This window comes from Paraburkholderia sp. PAMB 6770 (assembly GCF_057748135.1).
This window is the reverse complement of sequence record NZ_CM173238.1, coordinates 1105703-1129112: the sequence shown is the minus strand read 5'-3', so window position 1 is coordinate 1129112 and position 23410 is coordinate 1105703. Positions and strand designations below refer to the sequence as shown.

The 23410-nt window shown below is 63.3% G+C and carries 19 protein-coding genes and 2 riboswitches; of the genes, 4 read left to right on the top strand and 15 right to left on the bottom strand.

Annotation, left to right across the window (positions count from 1 at the left end; translation table 11 throughout):
* Positions 1 to 30: 30 nt before the first annotated feature.
* Genes atzF through AC3AP7_RS05225 form a run of 4 tightly spaced genes read right to left on the bottom strand, consistent with a single transcriptional unit; the run spans position 31 to position 6969 of the window.
* Entirely contained in the window at positions 31 to 1902 is a 1872-nt protein-coding gene (gene atzF / locus AC3AP7_RS05240; protein ID WP_475764713.1) for an allophanate hydrolase, read from the bottom strand.
* A complete protein-coding gene (gene uca, locus AC3AP7_RS05235; RefSeq protein ID WP_475764714.1) occupies positions 1899 to 5513 on the bottom strand; it encodes an urea carboxylase in 3615 nt (1204 codons plus the stop codon). The genes atzF and uca overlap by 4 nt, the downstream gene beginning before the upstream one ends.
* Positions 5510 to 6166: an urea amidolyase associated protein UAAP2 gene (locus tag AC3AP7_RS05230; protein WP_475764715.1), complete on the bottom strand. Its 657-nt coding sequence runs from the start codon at positions 6164 to 6166 to the stop codon at positions 5510 to 5512. Before AC3AP7_RS05230 ends, uca begins: the two co-directional genes overlap by 4 nt.
* Positions 6167 to 6177: 11 nt before the next feature.
* Positions 6178 to 6969, bottom strand: coding sequence for an urea amidolyase associated protein UAAP1 (locus AC3AP7_RS05225; protein WP_475764716.1), 792 nt, complete (start codon positions 6967 to 6969; stop codon positions 6178 to 6180).
* Positions 6970 to 7026: 57 nt separating this feature from the next.
* Positions 7027 to 7164, bottom strand: a riboswitch (guanidine-I (ykkC/yxkD leader).
* Positions 7165 to 7529: 365 nt separating this feature from the next.
* Positions 7530 to 7653: riboswitch (guanidine-I (ykkC/yxkD leader) on the top strand.
* A gap of 134 nt (positions 7654 to 7787) precedes the next feature.
* On the opposite strand from AC3AP7_RS05225, the gene AC3AP7_RS05220 reads away from it, so the two are divergent.
* Entirely contained in the window at positions 7788 to 8810 is a 1023-nt protein-coding gene (locus AC3AP7_RS05220) for an ABC transporter substrate-binding protein (protein ID WP_475764717.1), read from the top strand.
* Positions 8811 to 8851: 41 nt separating this feature from the next.
* Here the strand turns inward: AC3AP7_RS05220 and AC3AP7_RS05215 are convergent, their stop codons facing one another.
* The 6 genes from AC3AP7_RS05215 to folD form a co-directional block, all read right to left on the bottom strand.
* Positions 8852 to 9457 (bottom strand): ureidoglycolate lyase, encoded by a 606-nt coding sequence (locus tag AC3AP7_RS05215; protein ID WP_475764718.1) that lies wholly within the window; start codon positions 9455 to 9457, stop codon positions 8852 to 8854.
* Between the two features lie 17 nt (positions 9458 to 9474).
* Positions 9475 to 10206, bottom strand: a complete 732-nt coding sequence (locus AC3AP7_RS05210) for a helix-turn-helix domain-containing protein (protein WP_487362695.1) — start codon at positions 10204 to 10206, stop codon at positions 9475 to 9477.
* 115 nt (positions 10207 to 10321) lie between these two features.
* Complete coding sequence (locus AC3AP7_RS05205; protein WP_475764720.1) at positions 10322 to 10714, bottom strand: RidA family protein; 393 nt, start codon at positions 10712 to 10714, stop codon at positions 10322 to 10324.
* A 50-nt stretch (positions 10715 to 10764) separates the two neighbouring features.
* Positions 10765 to 12000 (bottom strand): amino acid aminotransferase, encoded by a 1236-nt coding sequence (locus tag AC3AP7_RS05200; RefSeq protein WP_475764721.1) that lies wholly within the window; start codon positions 11998 to 12000, stop codon positions 10765 to 10767.
* Positions 12001 to 12063: 63 nt separating this feature from the next.
* Positions 12064 to 12933, bottom strand: a complete 870-nt coding sequence (gene kynA / locus AC3AP7_RS05195; RefSeq protein WP_475764722.1) for a tryptophan 2,3-dioxygenase — start codon at positions 12931 to 12933, stop codon at positions 12064 to 12066.
* Positions 12934 to 12967: 34 nt separating this feature from the next.
* Positions 12968 to 13873, bottom strand: coding sequence for a bifunctional methylenetetrahydrofolate dehydrogenase/methenyltetrahydrofolate cyclohydrolase FolD (gene folD / locus AC3AP7_RS05190; RefSeq protein ID WP_475764723.1), 906 nt, complete (start codon positions 13871 to 13873; stop codon positions 12968 to 12970).
* Between the two features lie 266 nt (positions 13874 to 14139).
* On the opposite strand from folD, the gene AC3AP7_RS05185 reads away from it, so the two are divergent.
* Positions 14140 to 14535 carry a hypothetical protein gene (locus AC3AP7_RS05185; protein ID WP_475764724.1) on the top strand — a complete coding sequence of 132 codons (396 nt, stop codon included), beginning with the start codon at positions 14140 to 14142 and terminating at the stop codon, positions 14533 to 14535.
* Positions 14536 to 14571: 36 nt separating this feature from the next.
* Here the strand turns inward: AC3AP7_RS05185 and AC3AP7_RS05180 are convergent, their stop codons facing one another.
* Positions 14572 to 15162 (bottom strand): TetR/AcrR family transcriptional regulator, encoded by a 591-nt coding sequence (locus tag AC3AP7_RS05180; RefSeq protein WP_475764725.1) that lies wholly within the window; start codon positions 15160 to 15162, stop codon positions 14572 to 14574.
* 487 nt (positions 15163 to 15649) lie between these two features.
* Between AC3AP7_RS05180 and AC3AP7_RS05175 the strand changes: the two genes are divergently transcribed.
* A complete protein-coding gene (locus AC3AP7_RS05175; protein WP_475764726.1) occupies positions 15650 to 16759 on the top strand; it encodes a branched-chain amino acid ABC transporter substrate-binding protein in 1110 nt (369 codons plus the stop codon).
* A gap of 58 nt (positions 16760 to 16817) precedes the next feature.
* The gene (locus AC3AP7_RS05170) at positions 16818 to 17864 is read left to right on the top strand and encodes a porin (protein WP_475764727.1); all 1047 of its coding nucleotides are present in this window, start codon (positions 16818 to 16820) and stop codon (positions 17862 to 17864) included.
* Between the two features lie 353 nt (positions 17865 to 18217).
* Here AC3AP7_RS05170 and AC3AP7_RS05165 read toward each other — a convergent pair whose 3' ends face one another.
* The 4 genes from AC3AP7_RS05165 to AC3AP7_RS05150 are packed head-to-tail and all read right to left on the bottom strand — an operon-like array spanning position 18218 to position 23388.
* Complete coding sequence (locus AC3AP7_RS05165) at positions 18218 to 18826, bottom strand: sarcosine oxidase subunit gamma (RefSeq protein ID WP_475764728.1); 609 nt, start codon at positions 18824 to 18826, stop codon at positions 18218 to 18220.
* Positions 18819 to 21818: a sarcosine oxidase subunit alpha family protein gene (locus AC3AP7_RS05160; protein WP_475764729.1), complete on the bottom strand. Its 3000-nt coding sequence runs from the start codon at positions 21816 to 21818 to the stop codon at positions 18819 to 18821. Before AC3AP7_RS05160 ends, AC3AP7_RS05165 begins: the two co-directional genes overlap by 8 nt.
* A complete protein-coding gene (locus tag AC3AP7_RS05155) occupies positions 21805 to 22125 on the bottom strand; it encodes a sarcosine oxidase subunit delta (protein ID WP_475764730.1) in 321 nt (106 codons plus the stop codon). Before AC3AP7_RS05155 ends, AC3AP7_RS05160 begins: the two co-directional genes overlap by 14 nt.
* Positions 22126 to 22137: 12 nt before the next feature.
* A complete protein-coding gene (locus AC3AP7_RS05150; RefSeq protein ID WP_475764731.1) occupies positions 22138 to 23388 on the bottom strand; it encodes a sarcosine oxidase subunit beta family protein in 1251 nt (416 codons plus the stop codon).
* Positions 23389 to 23410 lie beyond the last annotated feature (22 nt).

Sequence of the window (23410 nt, the reverse complement as noted above, 5' to 3'; positions counted from 1 at the left end):
CGTCCGGCCGCGTCGCGCGCGCCGCCGTGTTCATCGTTCCGCGCACGCGCCGCCGGCGGCGCGGCTTGCCCGATAGGCGCGCCAGCCGCCGAAGCGGGTGATGTCCTGCGCGCCGTCGAGTGCGGCGCTCTCGCACAGGAAACCCTGCACATGGCTTCCGTCGGCGAGCGATAACGTGCCGATGCCGAGCGGCGCGGGGATGTCCGCGACGAAGCTGTCGTATGTCATGACGGGGATCTCCCATACTTCGACGTCGATCGCCTTGCCTTGCTCTCCGACGCGGACAAGGCCGGGCTTCTCGATGCCGCCCGCTGCCGCGGCATCGAGCGCGTAAAGCCGGTAGGCAGGCGCTGTCGCGGTCGCCGCGACCAGACGCGCGCCGCGCTGCGTCAACTGGAAATTCAGCGGTTCGCCGCTCAGATGAGCGCCCGCCACGGCCACGCGGACAACGCCCGAACAGGCTGCCGGCGGCGGGGCCGCGACCGCAGCGTCCTCTTCGCGCCCCTCGGCAACCCATGCCTGCGCCAGCCCGAGCAGCCTCGCGTCGTCATGCGCGCGGCCGGCGAACGTGATGCCGAAGGGCCGCCCCGCGTGCCTGCCGGCCAGGCACAGGCCGGCAGGCACGGCGATCGCCGACAAATCGAGCAGGTTGACGAAGTTCGTGTAATACCCGAAGCGTGTGTTGACACCGATCGGATCGGCTTCGAGTTCATCGACGGTCGCTGTCGTCGCGGAGGTCGGCGTCACGATCGTATCGACGGTTTCCCATACGCGCTCGGCCTCGACGCGCAGCGACGCCAGGCGATCGAACGCGGCGAACGCATCCGCGGCGCTGAACCGCCGTGCCCCCCCGACGATTTCGCGCACCACCGGATGCACCGCATCGGGCTTTCGCTCGAAAAACGCGCGCAGCGCGGCAAACCGCTCGGCTACCCATGGACCTTCGTATAGCAGCCGGGCCGCGGCGAGGTGCGCGGACAAATCGATTTCGACGACATCTGCACCGGCCGCGCGCAGGCGCGCCAACGCAGCCTCGTATGCCCCGCGATACGACTCGTCGCCGAAGAATTCAAGCTGATCGGCGCGGGGCGTACCGAATCGCACGCCGTCGAGCGCGGCGCTATGCGCCGCGCTCGCGTTCGCGCCCGTGGCCAGCAGCGGCTGCCATTGCCGTGCATACGGATCCCCCGGCGTCACGCCGCGCGCCGCGTCGAACACCGTTCGGGCATCCGCGGGCGAATGCGCGAAGACCGACACGCAATCGAGCGATCGGCAGGCCGGTACCACGCCGAGCGTGCTCAACACGCCCTTTGTCGGCTTCAAACCGACGAGCCCATGAAACGCGGCCGGCACGCGCCCGGACCCGGCGGTATCGGTGCCGAGTGAAAACGCAGCGACGCCGAGTGCGACGGCGACGGCAGACCCCGAGCTCGAACCGCCCGACGCATAGCGCGGATCGAGCGCGTTACGGCACGCGCCGTAGGGCGAGCGCTGCCCCGACAGTCCGGTCGCGAACTGATCGAGGTTCGTCTTGCCGATCGGAATCGCGCCCGCCGCAATCAACCGTTCGACTACGGGCGCACTGCGCACCGGCGTGTACGCGTAGTCGGGACAGCCCGCCGTCGTCGGCACGCCGGCCAGGTCGATGTTGTCCTTGATCGCGAACGGCACGCCGAACAGCGGCAGCGTCTCGACGGGGCGGCCGGAAAGCGCGTCGGCGTAGTGCATCATCTCGTCGCGTGTCAAAGGCCGGATCCAGGCGTGATGCGGATCGCCTGCGTCGAAGTGCGCGGCGATCGCTTCGACGAGCCGCTGCGGCGTCAGGTGGCCGGCAAGATATTGCGCGCGTAGTGTCGCGATCGAGCGAAACGTCGGCGCGCTGTTGTGTTCACATGCATTCATGCGACCTCCTCGGCCGCACCGGCATTCACGACCATCAGACGTTGACCTGCGACGACAGCCGCACCGGGTGAACATTCGATCGAATCGATCACGCCGTCCTCCGTCGCCACCACCGACACCTCCATCTTCATCGATTCGAGAATCGCCACGACCTGGCCCTCCGTGACCCGCTCGCCGGCTTCGACGAGCACCTTCCAGACGCTGCCCGATACGTCGGTGGCAATGCTGTGCTGCCCGCTACCGAGCGCCTCCCCCGCCGGCGCCGCACCGGCGTCGCCCTGGCCGGCTTCGCCGACGTACTCGGCATGTCCCGCCTGACGCCAGCGCTCGCGCTCCGCGTCGAAAGCCGCCTGCTGCGCGGTCTTGAATGCCGCAATCGATCCCGCTTCGTCGCGCAGAAAACGGTTGTACTCGCGCAGATCGAAGACCGATTCCTCGATCTTCAACGACGCACGACCCGCAACGAAATCGGCGCGCAGCCTGTGCAATTCGTCCTCGTCCACCTCGTAGAAACGAATGACGTCGAAAAAGCGCAAAAGCCACGGTTTGCCTGCCTCGAACTCCCGCGTCGTCCGATAGCGGTTCCACATCTGCACTGTGCGGCCGACAAACTGATAGCCGCCGGGCCCTTCCATGCCATAGACGCACAGGTACGCCCCGCCGATGCCGACCGCGTTCTCGGGCGTCCACGTGCGCGCCGGGTTGTACTTCGTCGTGACGAGACGGTGACGGGGGTCGAGCGGCGTGGCGACCGGCGCGCCCAGATAAACATCGCCCAGCCCCATCACCAGGTATTGCGCGTCGAAGACGATGCGCTTGACCTCCTCGACACTGTCGAGCCCGTTGATGCGGCGAATGAACTCGATATTGCTGGGGCACCAGGGCGCATCGGGCCGCACCGACTGCATGTAGCGCTCGATGGCCACGCGCGTCGACGGATCGTCCCACGACAGCGGCAAGTGCACGATCCGGTTGGGCACCCGCATGTCCGTCACGTCGGGCAACGCACGCTCGGCCGCCTGAAGATGTTCGAGCAGCGCGCCGGGCGCTAGCGTGCGCGCGTCGAACTGCACTTGCAGCGAACGAATCCCCGGCGTGAGATCGAGCATGCCGGGCAACGGATGCGCCTGCAGCCAGCACATCAACGCATGAACGCGAAGCCGCAGGTTCAGATCGAGTACGAGCGGTCCGTATTCGATGAGGACATTGCGGTCGCCCGAACGTCGATAGACGACCCCGACGCCGCCGCCCGCCGACGGGTCGCGATACAGCACGCAGTCGTCGTGGGCGGCGGTCGTGGTGGTCGCGGCGGACGGCGAATCCGCTACGCTTTGTTCGTTGCCACGGGGAATGGCCGGAGACACGCCGACGCGTGCAAACTGCACGGTGTCGCCCGGACGGAGCTGGCCGAGCTTCCACCACTCGTCCCTTACCACCGTCACCGGGCAGACGAACCCCCCCAGGCTCGGCCCATCCGGCCCGAGAATGACGGGCATATCGCCCGTGAAATCGACCGCGCCGATCGCATAGGCGTTGTCATGAATGTTCGACGGATGCAGGCCCGCTTCGCCGCCATCGGTGCGCGCCCATTGGGGCTTGGGCCCGATCAGACGCACGCCCGTGCGGCTCGAATTGTAGTGCACGGTCCAGCGCGTGCCGTACAGCATCGCGATGTCTTCGGGCGTAAAGAAGTCGGGGGCGCCGTGCGGCCCGTCGAGCACGCCTAGCGTCCAGGCATGCGTCAACACCGGATGCCCGATGTCGCCTGCCACCGGAACGGCTTCGCCCCGGCCCGCATCCGCACCCAGATGCAGCACATCGCCTCTGCGCAATGCACGCCCCGCGTGACCGCCGAACTGGCCCAGCGTAAACGTCGCCTTGCTGCCGAGATAGTCCGGCACCTGGAGCCCGCCCTTCACGGCGACGTATGCGCGAACACCGGGGCCAGTCACGCCGCCCAGCTTCAGCACCGCGCCCGGCGCGGCGCGCAGCACCTGCCAGTAGGGAATCGTTTGCCCGTCGAGCGTCGCGCTGAGCATTGCGCCGCTCAACACGAACAACGTCGCGACGTTGAACCGCAACGTAGGGCCAACCATCGTGCATTCGAGCCCTGCGGCATCGACGGGGTTGCCGAGCAGCGTATTGGCGAGCGCGAGCGAGCGGTCGTCCATCGGGCCCGACGGCGGCACCCCGATATCCCAGTAGCCCATGCGCCCCGGCAATTGCTGAACCGTCGTCTGCACGCCGCCGTCGATTACGTCGATCGTATGCGGCGCGAACGCGAAGCGGGACAGCAGCGCCGTCGTTTGCGCACCGCGTGCGAACGTGTCGCATCCGGCGACCGCGCGCAAATAGTCGAGGTTCGTCTCGATGCCATACAGCTGCGTATCGTCCAGCGCGGCACGCAGCGCCGCAAGCGCTTGCGCGCGCGTCTCGCCGCTCACGATCAGCTTCGCGAGCAGCGGATCGTAATAGGCGCTGACCTCGGTGCCGGCTTCGACCCATGTTTCGACGCGTGCGGTATCGGGAAATGTCACATGCGTCAACACGCCGGCGCTCGGCTGAAACTGCCTGTTCGGATCTTCCGCGTAGAGGCGGACCTGGAGGCTCGCGCCGGAAGGCGTCACCGCAAGCGAGTCGAGCGGCGGCAGATCGCCTTCGGCTTGAAGGATCATCCATTCGACGAGATCGATGCCCGTCACTTCCTCCGTCACGCAATGCTCGACTTGCAGCCGCGTGTTCACTTCGAGGAAATAGAACGCGCGCGTTGTCGTGTCGAAGACAAATTCGACCGTGCCGGCCGACGCATAGTCGACCGCGCGCGCAAGCCGCACCGCGCTCGCGTGCAGCGCTTCGCGTTCGGCGTCGCTCAAGCCGGGCGCGGGCGTTTCTTCGATGACCTTCTGGTTGCGGCGCTGCACCGAGCAGTCGCGCTCGCCCAGCGCGATGACCGCCCCATGTCCGTCGCCGAATATCTGCACTTCGATGTGCCGCGCGTGCTCGACAAATTTTTCGAGGTAGACGCCGGCATGCGCGAAATTCGCGCTGCCAAGACGGACGACCTGATCGAAGGCCGCCGCGAGCTGCGCCGCGTCCCGGCACAGCGACATGCCGATGCCGCCACCGCCCGCCGTGCTCTTGAGCATGACCGGATAGCCGATCGCGTCTGCCTGCACACGTGCCGTGTCGGCATCGGCCAGCAGGTCCGTCCCCGGCAGCAGCGCGACGCCATGCTCGCGCGCCAGCTCGCGCGCCGTGTGCTTGAGGCCGAACGCACGCATTTGCGCGCCGCGCGGGCCGATGAAGCGCAGCCCCGACGCTTCGCAGGCTTCGGCGAAATCGGGGTTCTCCGACAGGAAGCCATAACCGGGGTGCACCGCCTGCGCACCGGTGGTTCGCGCGGCAGCAAGAATCGCAGCGACGTTCAGGTAACTGTCGACAGCGGGCGCCGCACCCACGCACACAGCTTCGTCTGCCAGCGTCACATGCCGCGCATGGCGATCGGCTTCCGAATAGATCGCGACCGAGGCAATGCCGAGCCGCTTGAGCGTGCGAATGACGCGGCACGCGATCTCGCCGCGATTGGCGACCAGTACTTTCGACAATCTCATTGCGCCTCCCAGATCGAGAGCCGCACTGGCGTCGGGTTATAGCCGTTGCACGGATTGTTCAGCTGCGGGCAGTTCGAGATCAGCACGGTGACATCCATCTGCGCGCGCAGCTCCACGTACTTGCCCGGCGCGGAAATACCGTCTTCGAACGTGAGCCTGCCCAGCGGGGTGACCGGTACGTTCATGAAGAAATTGACATTGCTGACGATATCGCGCTTCGACATCCGCGCACCGGCGCCGCACCTGCAATTCGCAATCGCATTCAGGAAGCTGTCGCGGCAGTTGTGCATGTAGCGCTTTTCGAGCGCATAGCGCACGGTATTGCTCTCCGCCGCGCATGCACCGCCGAGCGTGTCGTGACGGCCGCAGGTATCCGCGACGATCGTCATCATCGGATGACCGAAGTTCGACATCAACACGCTGCCCGCGCTCAGATAGAGATTGCGCTGCTCGCGAATCGTGTCTTGTGCGCTATAGCGCTCGGCAGGATCGTCGGTACGATAAAACAGCGTATCGACGGCCTGATTGCCCTCGAGATCGAGAATGCGCAGGATCTGCCCGCGCTTCACCTCGTGCAGCCAGGGCTCCCCTGCACCGAGGGTGACGTCGTAGACGACGTCCTGCATGTCGAGCGTGCTTTCGATGATCGGCATGGTGTGCTCCTTCAGGCAAACAGGCGGTCGGTGTTGATGAAGCCGCGGACGTTCTCCGGGCACGCGCGGCGGCACGGATCGTCGTCGGGCGCAGCGTCATCGGCCGCGTAGGCGCGATAGGCGATCAGCTTCACGGGCTTCGGCGCATACGCGGGATTCGGATCGAGCGGGTGCGGCGCGGTCGAGAACGCCACTAGCGTATTCATCTCAAAGCGCAGATCGAATGCGCTGCCGGGCTGCGAGTGCCCCGTCACGAAATCGAGCGACCCGTCCTCACCCGGCGCCACCTTGCTGAAGAAGTTGACGTTGGCCGCGAGGTCGCGCGCGGACAGCCCATACTTCGCGAGCTCCAGCACGAGACTGTCCCGGCCGTTGCGAATCATGCCGTTGCGGCTGCCCTGATACGACGACGTCCCGTACTTGTGTGCGAACAGTTGCGCATTGCCCACGCCGCCCAGCGCATCGTGCCAGCCGAGGGTGTCGCCCGTGATCGACGCAATGACGCGCCCCATGTCCGTGTAGAGAACGTGCCCGCTGCTCAGATGCGCCGTATGTTGTGCCTTGAGCGTATCGGCCAGGTTGAAGCGTTCGAGCAGGTCTTCCTGACGATGAAAGACAGCGGACACATTCGCTCCGCCTTCGATATCGACTATGCGAAGCGCCAGGCCGCGACGCAGGATGCCCGACCAGTGCGTGCCCGCCGGAATGACGACGTCCCACGCGCCCCGCGCAAGAGGACGAAGAGACGGCCCTGGCAGCGGGTCGAGCGGCGGGTTCGGTTCGGTTTGGGGATTCGGCGACATGAAGGCTCCTCGGATCGGTTGATAAAAGGCATGAGAGGGCGACCGAACGACATCGCGACCTCCCGGGCTTTTATCCCTCCGTGGAGCCTCGCCGGTTCCTCGATGGCGAGGACGCACGGCCAGACCGGATTGCTCTCGGACCAGTCGTCGCACAGCGCGGCGCGCCGCACGACCGGAACCCTAGCGATCCTGAAGATGATGCAAATTGCTTCGCACCTCTCGGGGGTGCCTTGAAGCGAGGACCGTGCCAGCGAATCGCGTGAGCGTGCGGGCCGCACCCGGCGAGCGTTCGAGCGAACGTCGATGCAGGCGCCGGGCAACGTGGCGCCCAAGAGCTGGGCGCGAGACGCACCAGACGCACGTCGAACGCACCAATGCGGGGCGACGCGGCGTGTGCCGCGGCATCCGTTCGCCGAATGGGGGCCCCGTTACCGGATACCGGACGCAAACGGCCTGCACATTGGCCCGGAGCCGATGTGGGCGGGCCATTCCGGTCTGCGGCGAGATGCGTTGGCACAGTTCTCGCTCGGCAGGCCGCCGAGAGGTGCGGCGCAGTCGCATCTTAGGGGTGCTAGGGTTCCGGTTCGCGAGAACGTCTGGTCCGAGAGCAGCCCGGTGCCAGCCGGCGCGGTCGCAAGACAGTGCCGGGATGGCGCTACACGGCGGGACAAAAGCCCGGGAGATCGGCGATGGCGGCGGCCATCGTGCCTCTCCTTGACCGGCGTTCGTCGTGCCTACGCAGGAGCCGGTCATGCCATCGAGTCGCGCCGTGCGCGATTCGTTCGACAAGCACTTCACCCGGTCTCCTGGAGAAAACGATGACCCGTATCGCGTCCCTGTTCAATCGCCTGCTGTGCCCTGCTTCCTTGCGCCGTACGATCGGCGCCGCCGCGCTCGCCAGCGCCTTTGCCGCTTCACCCGCTGCACACGCGGCCCCACCGTTGAAAATCGGCTACAGCGACTGGCCCGGCTGGGTCGCGTTCCAGGTTGCACTCGATAAAGGCTGGTTCAAGGAAGCCGGCGTGGACGTCGACTTCGAATGGTTCGATTACTCGGCTTCGCTCGATGCCTTCTCGGCCGGCAAGCTCGATGCCGTCGCCGCGACGAACGGCGACGCGCTCGTCACGGGCGCATCGGGTGCAAGGAACGTCATGATCCTCCTGACCGATTATTCGGCGGGTAACGACATGATCGTCGCAAAACCGCCGATCCGCACGGTGGAAGGCCTGAAAGGCAAGAAGGTGGGCGTCGAAATGGGCCTCGTCGATCATCTGCTGCTCGAAACCGCGCTGCAAAAGCATGGGATGAAAGATTCGGATATCACGCTGGTCAACGCGAAGACCAACGAGTTGCCGCAGGTGCTCGGTTCGTCGAACGACGTTGCGGCCATCGCGGCCTGGCAGCCGAACGCCGGCGAAGCGCTGAAACGTTCACCGGGCTCGCGCGCGATCTTCACGTCGGCAGACGCGCCGGGTCTGATCTACGACGCCATCACCGTCTCGCCGATGAGCCTCGCCACGCGCAAAGCCGACTGGGAAAAGGTGATCAAGGTGTGGTATCGCTGCGTCGCATACATCAACGATCCCAAAACGCAGGCCGACGCGGTGAAGATCATGTCGGCACGCGTGGGTCTTTCGCCGAAGCAGTATTTGCCTTTGCTCAAGGGCACGCACCTGCTCGATGCCGCCGCCGAGAAGCGGGCGTTCCGCCACGGCGACGGGCTCGATTCGATCTATGGGTCCACGCGCAATGCGGATGCATTCAACGTGCGCAACGCGGTGTATAAGCAATCGCAGAATGTCGATGCTTATATCGATTCAAGCCTGGTCGATATGCGCTAACGCGATCCGGGAAACCCAGCAAAACGCGCTGGCCGATGCGCTCATCGCGAGCGCGTCCGCCGCGCTGGTTTGCAGTGTCCGGCGGCACCCGTCGCCAGCGGTGCGAGCTGCACCCGATAGCCTTCCAAGATGCTCAGACTGCGCTGCGCGGCCGGCGCACCCGTGCGCAAATGCACCGCAAGGTCGTAGGTGGAGGATGGCCTTGTCAGCATCATGACGGTCACCTCCTCCTGCAGCACCCGGGTCGCATGCCATGTATCCGGATGAAGGCAGACTCCCTCGCCCGGACTGACCAGAAACGCGCGGATCGACCTGGGCTCCGGCGTCCCGTCGAGCCTCGCGTTCGCGACGACCTGGATGATCGGCCCGGTCAACGGCACCACGGCGAGTTCCGTGAGATGAAACGCTTCCAGGCCGCGCAGACACTGATCCCTGTCCCGCTGCCGGACCCACAGGATTTCCGTGTCGCCTTCGGTCCCGTTGTCAAAAAGGTGTTCGCGCCAAAAGTCGGTGGACGGGCCGAAATAAGCGGGGCCGTCCGCACGCTGATGCGGATGCTTGCCAAGCATCACGCCATACGGGGAAAACGCTTCGGCATCGACGGGTTCAACGCATATCAATGCGGGTGACATAGGCAGCGAAAGCAACGATCGGTCTCGTTCATTCACGTCGACGCATGACGCGAGGCAAGTTCGGACAGCATTTCGGAGGCAACCGATAGCGCGCCGCTCACGCGGCCCATTTTATCGGGACCGATGTGGCAGGCAGCGACCCCGACGATGAGCCGGTCCGGAGGATAGCCCGGAATCCCGATTCCCCGTCCGAGCACCATGCATTGCGCGGCGTCGGCATTGGACGCCCCGTCGGCCACCCGGAAAACGCCCAGGGAAACGGACATGTCGGCCTCCATCGGGAACGACGTCGGACGATTCGAACACCCGCGCGCTGTCTGCACGAGACTCGCGCCCGGTCGACAGGCAAGCAGCGGGTGGTCCAGTGCCTCGGGGAGGTATTGCGCAATCACAACCGCCTGATGCCCGTCGCGGATCATCAATTGCGCAGCACATCGCGTTTCTGTCGCAAGACGTTCAAGTACCGGACCGCTACCGTGCCAGACGGGCAGAGACGCCAGATATGCGCTCGCGAGACGCCCTGCGGCAAACGACGGCCTGAGCCTGCCTGACGCATCTTCGCAGACGAAATCCACCTGCACGAGCGTTCTCACCAGACGCCTCGCGGTGCTTCGCGGCATCTTCAGACCTTCGACGAGCCTTCCAGGCGACAGCGGGCGCACCGACGACGCGATGACCTCCTGCATGGCGAGCCCTTTCGCCAGAGACGGGACCGCGCTACCTGCCCTGCTCTCCGACGTCTGGACGCGTCTTGCGCCGGACACGGGCTTCGCGTCGCCACGGCTGTGGTGAGGCGGGATGGTTGTCGCAGCCTGCTCCACGTTCTCATGCACCCGTCGCACCCCACCCTCCCTGTCATCCGATTCCGGCCGGTTCGGCTCACGCCTGCTTGCGATGCGCCGGCAAGCCAACGTAGGCCACAATCTCAATCATCATCGCGGGATGAACGAATCCGCTCACGACGACGCTGCTCCGATTAGGCCAGGGCTCGGCGAAAAATGTCCGATAGACCGCATCGATCGTCGGCATGTCGCATGCCCTGCTCATGTAGATCAGAACCTGCGCGACATCGCGCAATGTGCAGCCGGCCGCCTCGACGGCGACACGCAGATTCGCAAAGGTAAGGCGAGCCTGCGCGGCAATGTCCGCGCCGGCGATCTGCCCTTCCTCGTTCACCGGGCCATGCGCGGTGTACAGGACGCTCCCCGACTCGACGGCCCATGAGAACGGCTGCGACATGCGCGGCAGCCCTGTTTCGATGACGTTCGGCATGCTGGCCTCCTGCGATGTGGGTCCGGTGGTTCGGCACATACCGGGTGTGGTTATGCAAACGCACCGGCGCGATCGGTCAGCCCGCTGCCGCGACGCTGCATCACCTCACCGAAAGCCTCTGCAACACGGGCGATATTCGACTGATTGAGGCCCGCCACGCAGATCCGGCCCGAGCGAATCAGATAGATCGAGCGCTGCTCGCGAAGACCATCGACCTCGTCGGCCGAGAGCCCCGTGTAGCTGAACATGCCTCGCTGGCGAGTCAGATACGAAAAGTCCTGACCTGGTACCGCGCATTCAAGGGACGTGCGCAGCGCCGCTCGCATGTGCTTCATCCGCTCGCGCATCGCCGCCAGTTCCTCACGCCACGTCGCCGCGAGCGCGGGGTTTGCGAGAACCGTTGTCACAAGGCCCGCGCCGAATGACGGCGGGCTCGAATAGGCCTGCCGCACGAGCGACTTGAGCTGGCCGAGAACTCGCGTCGCAGTCGGCTCGTCGCCACACACGACCGAGAGCCCCCCGACGCGCTCACCATAAAGGGAGAAGTTCTTCGAGAACGAATTGCTCACAATGACGTTCAGGCCGGCAGCGGCGAGTTTGCGAATCATCGATGCATCCTCGTCAAGGCCGTCTCCGAACCCCTGATAGGCCATGTCGACGAACGGCAGAAGATTCTTGCGCTTCAGCAGTTCGACCAGGCTGTCGATCTCGGTCTCGTTCAGATCACAGCCGGTGGGGTTATGGCAGGACGGTTGCAGCAGCACGACGCTCTGGGCCGGAAGCGTTTCGAGCCTCGCGGACATCGCCTCGAAATTCGCGCTACGGCGAGCGGCATCGAAGTACGGGTAGGTGTGCACCTTCAGGCCCGCCGATTCAAGCAGCACCCGATGATTGTCCCATGTGGGGTCGCTCACCCAGACATCCGAGCCCGGCAAGAACGTCCGGATGAAACGCGCTGCAAGGAAGATCGCGCCCGACCCGCCAATGGTCTGGACAGATGCCACGCGACGAGACCGGAGCGCCTCGGAATCCGTACCGAACACCAGCGACTGGACCGCGTGCCGGTACCCCTGATCGCCTTCCATCGGCAGATACGTATGAGGCCGGATACCGTTGCGGGTTTCCGCGACGGCACGCTGGACGCACGACAGCACAGGAATCCTTCCGTCCTCGCCGTAGTAGAGACCGATGCCGAGGTTGGTCTTTGCGCTGTTGGGATCCCTCTGAAACATCTCCATGAGAGAGAGGATAGGATCGCCTGGGTAGTCGGGGACGTGTTTAAGCATGGCAATTGGCCAACAGTTAAAGAATGAAGTTCGGAGAGGCTGCAGTCCGGGCGAGCCCTGGCGTCACAATCCGGTGCGAAGCTTCCACAGTTCCGGAAATAGCACGGTATCGAGCATTTTTCGCAGATATCCGACCCCTTCGGTACCGCCGGTTCCACGCCTGAATCCGATCACGCGCTCCACCGTGGTGAGGTGGCGAAAGCGCCACTGCCTGAATGAGTCTTCGATGTCGACAAGCTTTTCGCCGAGTTGATACAAATCCCAGTACTCGCCGGTATGGCGATAAACCTGCATCCATGCCGCCTCGACGGAGGCGTCGTACCGGGTCGCAACCGTCACGTCGACCGTGAGGCGTGCGGCATCCACCGGGAGTCCCCGCCGGACCATCGCCCGGATGACCTCCTCATAGAACGAGGGAACCTCAAGCGCCGACTGAACCTGTGCGAGATGTTCCGGACGGTGCGCATGCGGACCCAGCATCGCCGCATTCCTGTTTCCGAGCATAAATTCGATCTGCCGGTACTGGTATGACTGGAACCCCGAGGACGCCCCCAGGTAGGGACGCATCGCGCTATATTCGGGCGGCGTCATCGTAGCGAGGACATTCCACGCATGAACCAGTTGATCCATGATGCGGGAAACCCGGGCCAGCATCTTGAACGCGGGCGGCAAGCGGTCCTCGCGAACGCAGATCAACGCCCCTTGCAGTTCGTGAAGCATGAGCTTCATCCAGAGCTCGGACGTCTGATGCTGCACGATAAAGAGCATTTCGTTATGGTCCGGCGATCTGGGACGCTGGGCATTCAGGATCTCGTTCAGGCCCAGATAATCTCCGTAACTCATGGATCCGGAAAAATCCATTTTGGCGTCATGCCAGGCGGCCCCGTCCACATCGGGGGCAGCAGACGATCCATGACCCATCGGGCAGTTCATGCTCGGACTCCAACCAGAAAGACGCTGGGGACGCTCACGCGCGCCCGGCCAAGCGGGGTGAGTGATCGATGCCAGCAGCCGCGAAGCCGTTCGCTGCGCGCTCGGCCGACGCCAGCGTGTTAGCAAGCAACATCGTGATGGTCATCGGGCCGACCCCACCCGGAACGGGTGTAACGAGCCCTGCGATACGGCTGACGCCGTCGAAGTCGACGTCGCCGCAGAGCTTGCCCTGGTCATTCCGGTTCACCCCCACGTCGATCACGGTAGCCCCCGGCCTGATCATTTCTGCGGTCACGATGTTCCGCTTCCCGACGGCAGCGACGACGATGTCCGCCGCTCGCGTATGGAAACCGAGATCGGCCGTCTTGCTGTGACAGAGGGTGACGGTGGCGCCGGCCTCGAGCAGAAGCAGCGCCATCGGTTTGCCGACGATATTGGAGCGACCGATCACAACAGCATGCTGGCCGTTGACGGGAACGTCATACGCTTCGAGAAGCTTCATGACGCCATACGGCGTGCACGGCCGGAACAGCGGGCGCCCCGTCATCAGGGCGCCCGCATTGGCCACGTGAAATCCGTCGACGTCCTTCTCAATGGCAATCGCCTCCACGACCTTGTGGCTGTCGATGTGCCCAGGCAAAGGCAGTTGAACGAGAATGCCATGGACCTTCGGGTCATGGTTCAACTGCCGTATCCGTTCAAGCAACGCGCGCTCGGACACGCTCGACGGCAAATGGTCGAACGTGGAATGCAGACCGTGCTGCTCGCACGCCTTGATCTTGTTGCGCACGTACACCGCACTGGCAGGATCATCCCCGACCAGCACCACCGCGAGACCGGGGGTTCGCCCGCTCCGCGCCAACACCGAAACCCTTTGCTCCAGCGTCTCCCGCAATCGGCGGGAGACCGCCACACCGTCAATCACGTTTCCGTTACCCATTTCCGACTCCATCCGTCGCATCGACCACGACAGGTTCAAGCCGTGGCATCCCGGCAATAATGTACATATCTGTACATGACGTCAAGAGAAAATATTGCGCCCGACGAAGTCGTGGTCCGTCGAGGCGAGCCAAGGCCGGCTCGCCAAATTTGTCGTACTAATTCAGGAATTCTTCTCTCCTTGGACCAGACTCCTGAAAATTTCGCTGGTGCAGGATATGGATGAAGGACACGTGAATGCCTCGTAAATCATGTACACTTATGTACATGTTTGAGGAATTTTTCGTGCCCCCTTCAAACGACGAGGGAATGATGAATGCTCATGAAACGCGGCTTGCACTGGGGTGCAGGCGGCTCTTTCTGCGCAACTGGCGTTACCCGGTGCCAGCGGACTGTACCGATGCGGTCAGCGTGAACGTCGAGATTTTTGTGCGCTATCGGGACGCCGACGCGCAAGGGGACGACCTCGCGGCAGTCGTCGATTACGACATCATGCGTAACGCGCTGGTCAGCGCCGGCCACCCTGGGTGTGAGGACTTCATCGAACGAGCCCTCCGCGCGCTCCTGCGTGCGCCCGTAGTGATGGCGTCGATCGAGGTGCGAAACAGACGCGAGGGAACTGTGACCCTCAGGAACAGGTGCAGGACGGATATGATTCCGTGAGCGCCGCCCTGCAGGACGGCGCCGGGTGTGCGGCGCTTACAGCTTGATGCCGCTGAGCACTTCGAGATACCGCGGCGCGACGCGCTTTCGCACTTCGTCGCTCTCCTTGATGCCGGTCAGGTAGTAGCCAAGCTGATGAAAGTAGAGGATCTTGGCCCGGATCAGACTGTCTGCTCTGGAATGGCCAATGTCCTGAAAGATTTTCTGAAGATGCGCAATCCGTTGCCTGTCGATCCGGGCCACCTCTTTCTCGACGACAGGATCCTTGCGCGCCCATTCGCGCATCGCCATATCGAATTCCGACGAGAACTGGCGCTCGTCGATGAAGAGCAACACCAGGCGGCGAAGACGGGATTTCGCAAGCTTGTCGCGTTCCCTCGAATCGGACTCGTGCGGCTCCACCAGCGCCCTGAGCGCATGGTCGTTCACCTCCGTCCAATACTCAATCAGCGCATGCAGGAGATCCTGACGATTCTTGAAATGCCAGTAGAAACTGCTCCGGCTGATTTCCAGCATGGCAGCCAGCGGCTCGACCTTGACGGCGTCGACCCCCTGGTCGACCAGAATCGCGCGCGCGGCCTCGAGCCATACCGTGCGGTCGACGACCGGGCGCGCCGCCTTGGTCATCCTTCGAGTCTGCTCTTTAGCTACTGATTTCGGCCGCATTCCGTTTCGCGATAAGTTGCCCCGGCCGACAGGATAGCACCATCGAATCATCGCTCCGCCTGCGCCGGCAGGTGCGATCGGCCGGCCACGTCGCCGAACTTCAAGTGTCTCGACAAATGGACATGTCTGACCATTATATCGAGGACTGGAACGACACCTCCCGGACGTCATCTCTCCACTCGAACGTACGCGTGCCCATCGCATGACGCCCCATCCCCTGCACACATGCAGAAGGATCGCCACGAAATTCGAGGTCGAGCGTAAACCACTATGTTGCGAAAAACAGAAAGAGATTGCCCGTTGTTTTTGAACAATCTATCTTACGTACAGTTCTGTCCATTAAATCCGTTCGCGGGAAGCGATGCGTGACCGCTTCGGCGAGTCCGGCGCGGACAGGCTTTTGATCCCACCTTCATGAGGTAATCCTATGCATGTGTCAAGAAAGAGCGTGGCACCCCTGGCCTGCCTGGTTTTGGCAGCAGGTAGTGCGTATGCCGACCAGACGGTCACGATCGGCTTCAGCGGCCCACTCACCGGCGAGGTCGCCCACGTCGGCAAAGACGCCGAGAATGGCGCGCGACTGGCCATCAGCGAGGCCAACGCGGACGACATCAGGATCAACGGAACGCCCGTGCATTTTGTCCTCGACCCCGAGGACGACGCGGCCGATCCCAAAACCGCGGTGTCAGTCGCGCAAAAATTCGTGGATGAGAAAGTCAATGGCGTAGTCGGGCATCTCAACTCCGGCGCCACTGTGGCAGCGTCCAGAATTTATGCGGACGCCGGGATCCCGCAGGTCTCGCCCTCGGCGACCAATCCCATGTTTACCCGCCAGGGCTTTCCGACGGCTTTCCGGGTCATCGGCGACGACAGCTACGTCGGCCGGGTCGTGGCGCAGTACATCGCGAAGACAAAGGGTTTCAAGCGGGTCGCGGTCATCGACGATCGCACTTCGTACGGGCAAGGCCTTGCCGACGTTGTCGTCAGCAAGCTGAAGGCGGCGGGCGTCGACATCGTCGATCGGGAATACGTGACCGACAAGACGATCGATTTCAAGGGGATTTTGACCGCGGTCAAGTCGAAAGACCCGCAGGCCGTCTTCTATGGGGGCGTCGACGCACAGGCCGGTCCGCTTCGCCGACAGATGTCGAACCTCGCCCTGGATATCCCTCTGGTCGGGTCCTCGATCTCAACCGACAACTTCATCAAACTCGCGGGCCCCGCCGCGGCGGAAGGAACGGTCTCCGCCGAATCCGGGCAACCCCTCGAGACGATGCCCAACGGGAAGCTGTTTGAAAAGAAATTCCAGAAATACGGAGCGGTCGTGCTCTATGCACCCTACGCGTACGACGCCACCTGGGCCTTGATCAACGCGATGAAGATTGCGAACTCGACGGTGCCCGCGGACTATCTTCCTGCGATGAAAAAGGTGGACTTCGACGGCGTCACCGGCCGCATCTCATTCGATGCCAACGGCGATCTCCGGGCGGCAAACGTCACGCTTTACGAAGTCAAAGACGGGAAGTATGTGCCCATGAAAACGGTTTCCCTGAAATAAGTCCGGCTTCCCACGAGATTTCCCGAATCGGTTTGCCTTGTTAGGTTTGGAGACCTAAATGAAATACAAATTCTTTGCTGCCGCAATGTTATGCAGTGGATCGGCATTCGCACAGTCATCGGTAACGCTATATGGCTTGATGGACGCAGGTATCACCTACACCAATAACGTAACGGGTTCGTCCGGCCACGGAGCCTCCGTTCAGTTCACCTCCGGGTCGTCGCAAGGCGACCGCTGGGGACTCAAAGGTTCGGAAGACCTCGGTGGCGGAATGAAAGCCATTTTCGTCCTCGAGAACGGCTTTGAACTGAGCAATGGCCAACTCGGCCAGGGCGGCCTGGAATTCGGACGCCAGGCGTTCGTCGGCGTAAGCAGCGCGTGGGGAACACTGACACTCGGCCGGCAATACGACTTCATCGGCGATTTCATGCCGGCTTACGCCATTGGCGCACAAACGCCTGCGGGATTGCTGGCCTGGAGTCTGCCCGCGTACGCGGCGGGCGGGTATGTGCTCGATAACCGGGTCTGGGGCGACGAGGTCAACAACTCCGTGAAGTATCTGTCACCCACTATCGGCGGGCTTACGTTCGGTGCCATGTGGGGCTTTGGCAACGTCGCGGGCTCCCTCGGCACGGACAGTTCAAGCAACTTCATCGTCGATTATGAGCACGGACCGTTCAGTGCGTCCGTTGCATATATGTCGATCCATAATGCGACAGGCACGGCGAACTCGACGGAATACGCCGGCGGCACCGCCTATAATATCGGTCGCGCACGGCTCTTTGCCCTGGTCACAGACGTGCAGCTCAGCAGCGGTACCCGACAGCGGGCTACCACGTATGAAGGCGGCGCCACCTACCTTCTTGTGCCCGACGTTTCGCTGGGCGCGGGCTATCAATTCCAGCAACGCAACAACGGGATCGGTAGTGCAAACCAGTTCACGCTGAGCGCGGACTACCTCCTGTCGAAACAGACGGATGTGTACATCGTGGGGGCGCTTGCACACGATCACGGTTTCGGCGCCCAGGCTCAGGCCGCCTACGGCGATCCGTCCTCAACGGATATCCAGACAGCGGTGCGTGTCGGCATTCGGCACAGGTTCTGACCAGCCGGCCCTGAGCCTCGCCTCTGCGCATCACGTCGCAGAGGCGAGCCGCCGCGCCCATCGCAGCACAGCCGTCGGGTCGCACCGCTCACCGTTCCGGATCTCTTCTGAATGCAATGACCGGGCACATCGACCGGTCATTGCGCCCCCGCAAGTCTCAATGCGCAGCCCTGACGGGTGATGACAAGATGCGCCCATCGCGCAACCCTGCCCCCTGAACGCCTGGTGCGCCCCACAACGATGACCTCCGGTTAAGGCAATGGCTCCCTGACGCTCCACCGTTTCTGCGATGAACCAAAAAAAATCCCCCGGTTGGTCCGGGGGAAAGGAACGTGGGCAATCGCCCCTGGAGACTAGGAATAACGGCTCGATGCCTCATTCCCGGAAAATTCGTCGGCCGCGTCGATGACCCATCTTAGTACGTACTGGATGTAACCGACGTCGACGTACAGCGCAAAGACGCCGGGTCGCCGACATACGAGCATCGCGGGCAACCCGGCAAACCGGGTCGTCACTGCGCAACCGGCTCCGAACGACGACGGATGCAGATCGATCGAACATCCTTTCGCGAGGAAGGCCGCCGCGTCCTCACCGGAAATCAGCAAGCCGATGCGGCTATCGGAGACCAGCGTGACGTTCGCCTGCTTCCCGACGAGCCCCTCTTCAAGGGAGGAAACGTAGCGCGCTTCCTCGCCCAGCGAACAAAAGCACAGATACTCGTTCGGATTGACCCATGCGAGCGCAATCGCGGCATCGAGCGAGATACGTTCCGCAGCAGGAAGGACAACGCCGAGTGCTTTCTCGATGGCGGCGCCGAACGACGGGTCAGACGATACGCCCTGCACGCGAACGAGGCCTTCGAGCGGCATCTCGAAGATTTTCAGACGATCGAATATGACCGGAAAGGCATTCTTATCGACCAGCCCCTGTGACAGTGTTGAACGTGCAACGAGCTTATCCATTGAGCCGCTCTCCTTTCGGGTCGAAGTGCGCCGTTGGAACAACCCGGGCCGATGTGACGGCGCCCTTCGCATAGATGTTCACGATTTCGCCCATGCGAGAAGTCCCGTTTTGCAAAATGCCGAGCCCGATCGCTTTGCCCAGCATCGGACTCATACAGGCCGACGTCACATACCCCCTGGATGTCGCGGGAATCCGCGTCACCGCCTCGTCGATAAAATGCCCCCCCACCGGCAACGGCATCGCCGGATCGACCGATTCGAGGCCAACCAGTTGAAGACGGGCTGTGGCCTTGTCGGCGGGTCGCTGAAGCGAGCGACGACCGATGAAGTCATCCGTCTTCTTCTCGATGAGCGCCGCCCAGCCAATGTCGTATGGATTCGAGTTGCCGTCCGTATCGGCCCCCACGTGAAGATAGCCCTTCTCCGTCCGCATCACCTCAAGGGCTTCGATACCGTATGGCGTGATGCCCAAAGGCGCGCCCACCCGTGCGATTTGCTCCCACAGAGAAGCGGCATATCGCGCGGGAACGGATATTTCGTAGGTCACTTCGCCCGTGAAGCTCGCTCGCAGCACCCGCGCCGGCACGCCCGCAAACCGGCCCGTACGGAACTGCATATGTGCAAAACGCTGCGCGGAGAAGTCGATATCCGACTCGATCCGCTGAAGGACTTCGCGCGATGTCGGACCGGATACCGTTACGTTGGCCCACTGTGTGGTGACGTTATTCACGAACACACGGAGCTCGGGCCATTCGCACTGAAGGTATTCTTCAAGCAGAAGAAACACCCGGGCGACCGCGCCGCTCGTTGCATGGACGAGATAGTGATCGTCCGCCAGCCTGACGATCACGCCATCGTCGATCATCACGCCGTTTTCGTTTGCAAGCACCGCGTACCGCGCAAAGCCCGGCTTCAGGCTCGCAAGGTTATTGACATACACCCGGTTGAGAAACGTTGCGGCGTCGGGACCTCTGACCTCGATCTTGCCCAGCGGCGATCCGTCGAACATCCCGACGCCGTTGCGCACCGCGAGAACTTCCCGCCGCGTCGCCTCGGCGACGCCTTCGTCGCCCCGCGGGTAACACTCCGGCCTTTGCCATCCATAATCGCCGAAATGCGCCCCCGCTGCGACATGACAGGCGTGAGCGGGCAAGGTCTGCCATGGTGCATACATCTCGCCGACTGTGCTGCCCGCGAAAGCGCCGATCGTCACCGGCTGGTACGGGGGACGAAAGCGCGTCGTGCCAACCTCCATGATGGATCGGCCGCTCAACGCCGCCATCACCGCGAGAATGTTGAAGTTGCTCGACTTACCCTGGTCGACACTCATGCCGCCCGTGGTGTACCGCTTGACGTGCTCGACCGAGACGAAGTTTTCACGCATCGCCACTTCAATGTCCGAGACCTTGACGTCGTACTGGAAATCGAGCCATTGCCGGTCGGTCGGCGCATTCCGTGTGTACCAGTACGGTTCGATACTCGACGAGTCATAACCGGTATCGAGCAGGACGGGGAGCAGGCGCGGCGCCTGAACGGCACCGCCGAGTTGGGCCGTCGCAGCCCGGCCCGCGTTGTCGCCCTCATCGAGGCATTCCGCGAGTGTAAATGCACCGTTCGCTGCGCCGACGACGCGAACGGACTGCGAGCATGACCGCGGCACCAGACAAGCGAGTGCGGCGCTGTATTCGAGGGTTCCGCCCGCCTGGCTGAACAGATGGATCGTGGGGGTCCATCCGCTCGACATCGCCAGCAGGTCGCAATCCAGCGTGCGCTCCGCTTCAGCGAGCCTGCCGTCGCCGAGGTGCCGTGAAATCTTCACTGCGCGGATCCGGCGGGTTCCCGCGACGTCGCGCACTGCGTAGCCGACGAAATGGTCGATTCCCTGTTCATTCAGGCGCCGGATCAGTTCATCGGACACGGTCGCGCGCGTGTCCACGACCGCGATATGGCTCACCCCGACGGTCCGAAGGTCTAGCGCCGTGCGATACGCATCGTCATGGTTGGTGGCGATCACCACGCGGGAACCGGGAACGACGCCAAAGCGGTTCACGTACATCCGTACCGCGGAGGCAAGCATGATGCCGGGGCGGTCATTGTTTGCGAAAACGAGCGGCCGTTCGATCGCGCCCGTCGCGAGAATGACGGATCGCGCGCGAATCCTCCACAGCCGCTCACGCAGCTTTCCGCCCTGCCCGTCCGGGCCGAGATGATTGCGCACCCGCTCGGCCGCTACAAGAACGTTATTTTCATAGTACCCGCTCACATTCGTGCGAGGCACCAGTTGCACGTTCGGCAATTGAGCGAGCCGGTGAAGCGTGTCCTCCACCCAGTGCGGACCGGGTACCCCGCCGATCGTGAAACGCTCGGCCAGAAGGCTTCCGCCGAACTGTTCCCTGTCGTCCATCACGAGAACGCGTAGTCCCGCCTGCCCGGCCGCCAGAGCGGCGGCGAGGCCGGCCGGGCCGCCGCCGACGATCAGAAGATCGCAATGCGCATTGCGCTTATGATATTTCTGCGCATCGCGCACCGCCGGCGCCTTTCCGAGCCCGGCGACCGGACGCACGAACCGCTCGTAGAAATGCCAGCTCGGCCACATCATCGACTTGTAATAGAACGACGCCGGCAGAAGTCGGGAAAAGCGGTCCATGACCCCGAGAACGTCGTTGCGGGCATTGGGCCAGGCGTTCTGGCTCGCCGCACGTAGCTCGGGATACAGCGGCATCATCGTTGCACGGACATTGGGCTCGTCAAATTCGCCCGACTCCAGTTGCACGAGACCATTCGGCTCCTCGACATGGCTTCCCACTATGCCGCGCGGCCGGTGAAGCTTGAAGCTTCGGCCAACGATATCGATTCCGTTCGCGAGCAGTGCGGCGGCAAGCGTATCGCCTTCCCGGCCTGCATACGATCGCCCGTCGAACCAGAACCGCACCTCGACGCGGGACTCGTTGTCCGGTCTGCCGAATACCGGTACCCGTTCAGGCGGCCTCATGACGACTCCTCGTTTCCTGCGACCCGTGCGCGCCGCAGCGCGGTTCATGCGCGAACGTGAAAACACGGACCAGCGCATGACTCACGGTATCGCGTTCGATGCCAAACCATTGACGGCAGCCAAAGGTGTGCCGCCACCGCTCGATCGCCGCGCCGCGAAGGTTTTCCCTTGAAAAGAGATAGTCTGCCCACTGTTCGTCGGAGAGCGTGTGCGGTTCATCGGGACGTGTGCGCGCATACGGTCCTCCGAATGTGAATTCGTCCTCATCGCGCGTGCTGCCGCAGTATGGACATGGAATGCGTAACATGTTCGCCCTCGCTTAATGATCGACGCCGGCCGCGGCGGCCTCGTTGACAAACCGGCCGGATGCGAAGCGCTCCATTCCAAACGGCTCGACAAGTTCATGCGGCCGGTCGTGGGCCACCGTGTAGGCCAGCGTCTCGCCGCCGACGGGAATCGCCTTGAAGCCGCCCGTTCCCCATCCCGTACTGATGTAGAGCGCGGTCACCGGCGTCTTGCCCAGAATCGGGCTGGAATCGGGAGAGATATCCACGATCCCCGCCCACTGCCGCATCAGCTTGAGACGGCTGAATGTGGGAAAAAGGCTGAGCGTCGCGCTCAATGTTTCTTCGAGCGCCGGCAACGTGCCGCGCTGCCCGTACGACGGATAGGCATCGGCGCGACCGCCGACAAGAATCTCGCCGCGATCCGACTGGCTGACGTAACAGTGCACGACGGGCGAAACGACCAGCCCCGCGAGGACCGGCTTGATCGGCTCGCTGACCATCGCCTGGAGCGCGACACTGGTGACCGGCAGTGAAAATCCCGCCATGCCTGCAAGCACCGACGAGTGGCCCGCCACGGCGATCACAACCTTGTCGGCCTCGATGTATCCGTACTTCGTCTCGACGCCCCGCACGCGGTTGCCGCTGGTGCGTAGGCCCGTGACCTCGCAGTTCTGGATGATGTCGACCCCAAGGTTGTCCGCGCCTCGCGCATATCCCCAGGCGACCGCGTCATGACGTGCGACACCCGCACGTCGCTGGATAAAGCCGCCATGGATGGGAAAGCGCGCCGTCGGGCGCGTATCCAGAACCGGCATGAAATCGCGGATCTGCTTCAGGTCGAGCATCTCGGCGTCGATCCCCTGTAACTGTATCGAGTTCGACCACCGCTCAAGGCCGTCCATCTGGTGCGGGCTGTGCGCGAGCGTCAGCGCACCATGCTGGCTCAGCATGATGTTGTAGTTCAGTTCCTTGCTCAGGCCCTCGTAGAGTTGCAGCGACCGTTCGAAGAAATTCGTACTCTCGGGGTAGAAGTAGTTCGAACGGATGGCGGTCGTATTCCGCCCTGTGTTGCCGCCGCCCAGCCAGCCCTTTTCCAGAACCGCGACACGGGTGATGCCGTGGTTCTTCGCAAGGTAATAGGCCGTGGCAAGCCCTTGCCCGCCACCGCCTATGACAACGACGTCATATCGCGACTTCGGCTCGCGATCGTGCCATGCCGGCGTCCAGTTTCGATGGCCTGTCAGCGCATGCCTTGCGAGCGACCAGAATGAATAGTGTTCCAACCACGACCTCTTGCGCGTTCTG

Coding starts and splice junctions, on each gene's coding strand:
- atzF (WP_475764713.1), bottom strand. CDS start 1,902: ATGAATGCATGTGAACACAACAGCGCGCCGACGTTTCGCTCGATCGCG.
- uca (WP_475764714.1), bottom strand. CDS start 5,513: ATGAGATTGTCGAAAGTACTGGTCGCCAATCGCGGCGAGATCGCGTGC.
- AC3AP7_RS05230 (WP_475764715.1), bottom strand. CDS start 6,166: ATGCCGATCATCGAAAGCACGCTCGACATGCAGGACGTCGTCTACGAC.
- AC3AP7_RS05225 (WP_475764716.1), bottom strand. CDS start 6,969: ATGTCGCCGAATCCCCAAACCGAACCGAACCCGCCGCTCGACCCGCTG.
- AC3AP7_RS05220 (WP_475764717.1), top strand. CDS start 7,788: ATGACCCGTATCGCGTCCCTGTTCAATCGCCTGCTGTGCCCTGCTTCC.
- AC3AP7_RS05205 (WP_475764720.1), bottom strand. CDS start 10,714: ATGCCGAACGTCATCGAAACAGGGCTGCCGCGCATGTCGCAGCCGTTC.
- AC3AP7_RS05200 (WP_475764721.1), bottom strand. CDS start 12,000: ATGCTTAAACACGTCCCCGACTACCCAGGCGATCCTATCCTCTCTCTC.
- kynA (WP_475764722.1), bottom strand. CDS start 12,933: ATGAACTGCCCGATGGGTCATGGATCGTCTGCTGCCCCCGATGTGGAC.
- folD (WP_475764723.1), bottom strand. CDS start 13,873: ATGGGTAACGGAAACGTGATTGACGGTGTGGCGGTCTCCCGCCGATTG.
- AC3AP7_RS05185 (WP_475764724.1), top strand. CDS start 14,140: ATGTTTGAGGAATTTTTCGTGCCCCCTTCAAACGACGAGGGAATGATG.
- AC3AP7_RS05180 (WP_475764725.1), bottom strand. CDS start 15,162: ATGACCAAGGCGGCGCGCCCGGTCGTCGACCGCACGGTATGGCTCGAG.
- AC3AP7_RS05170 (WP_475764727.1), top strand. CDS start 16,818: ATGAAATACAAATTCTTTGCTGCCGCAATGTTATGCAGTGGATCGGCA.
- AC3AP7_RS05165 (WP_475764728.1), bottom strand. CDS start 18,826: ATGGATAAGCTCGTTGCACGTTCAACACTGTCACAGGGGCTGGTCGAT.
- AC3AP7_RS05160 (WP_475764729.1), bottom strand. CDS start 21,818: ATGAGGCCGCCTGAACGGGTACCGGTATTCGGCAGACCGGACAACGAG.
- AC3AP7_RS05155 (WP_475764730.1), bottom strand. CDS start 22,125: ATGTTACGCATTCCATGTCCATACTGCGGCAGCACGCGCGATGAGGAC.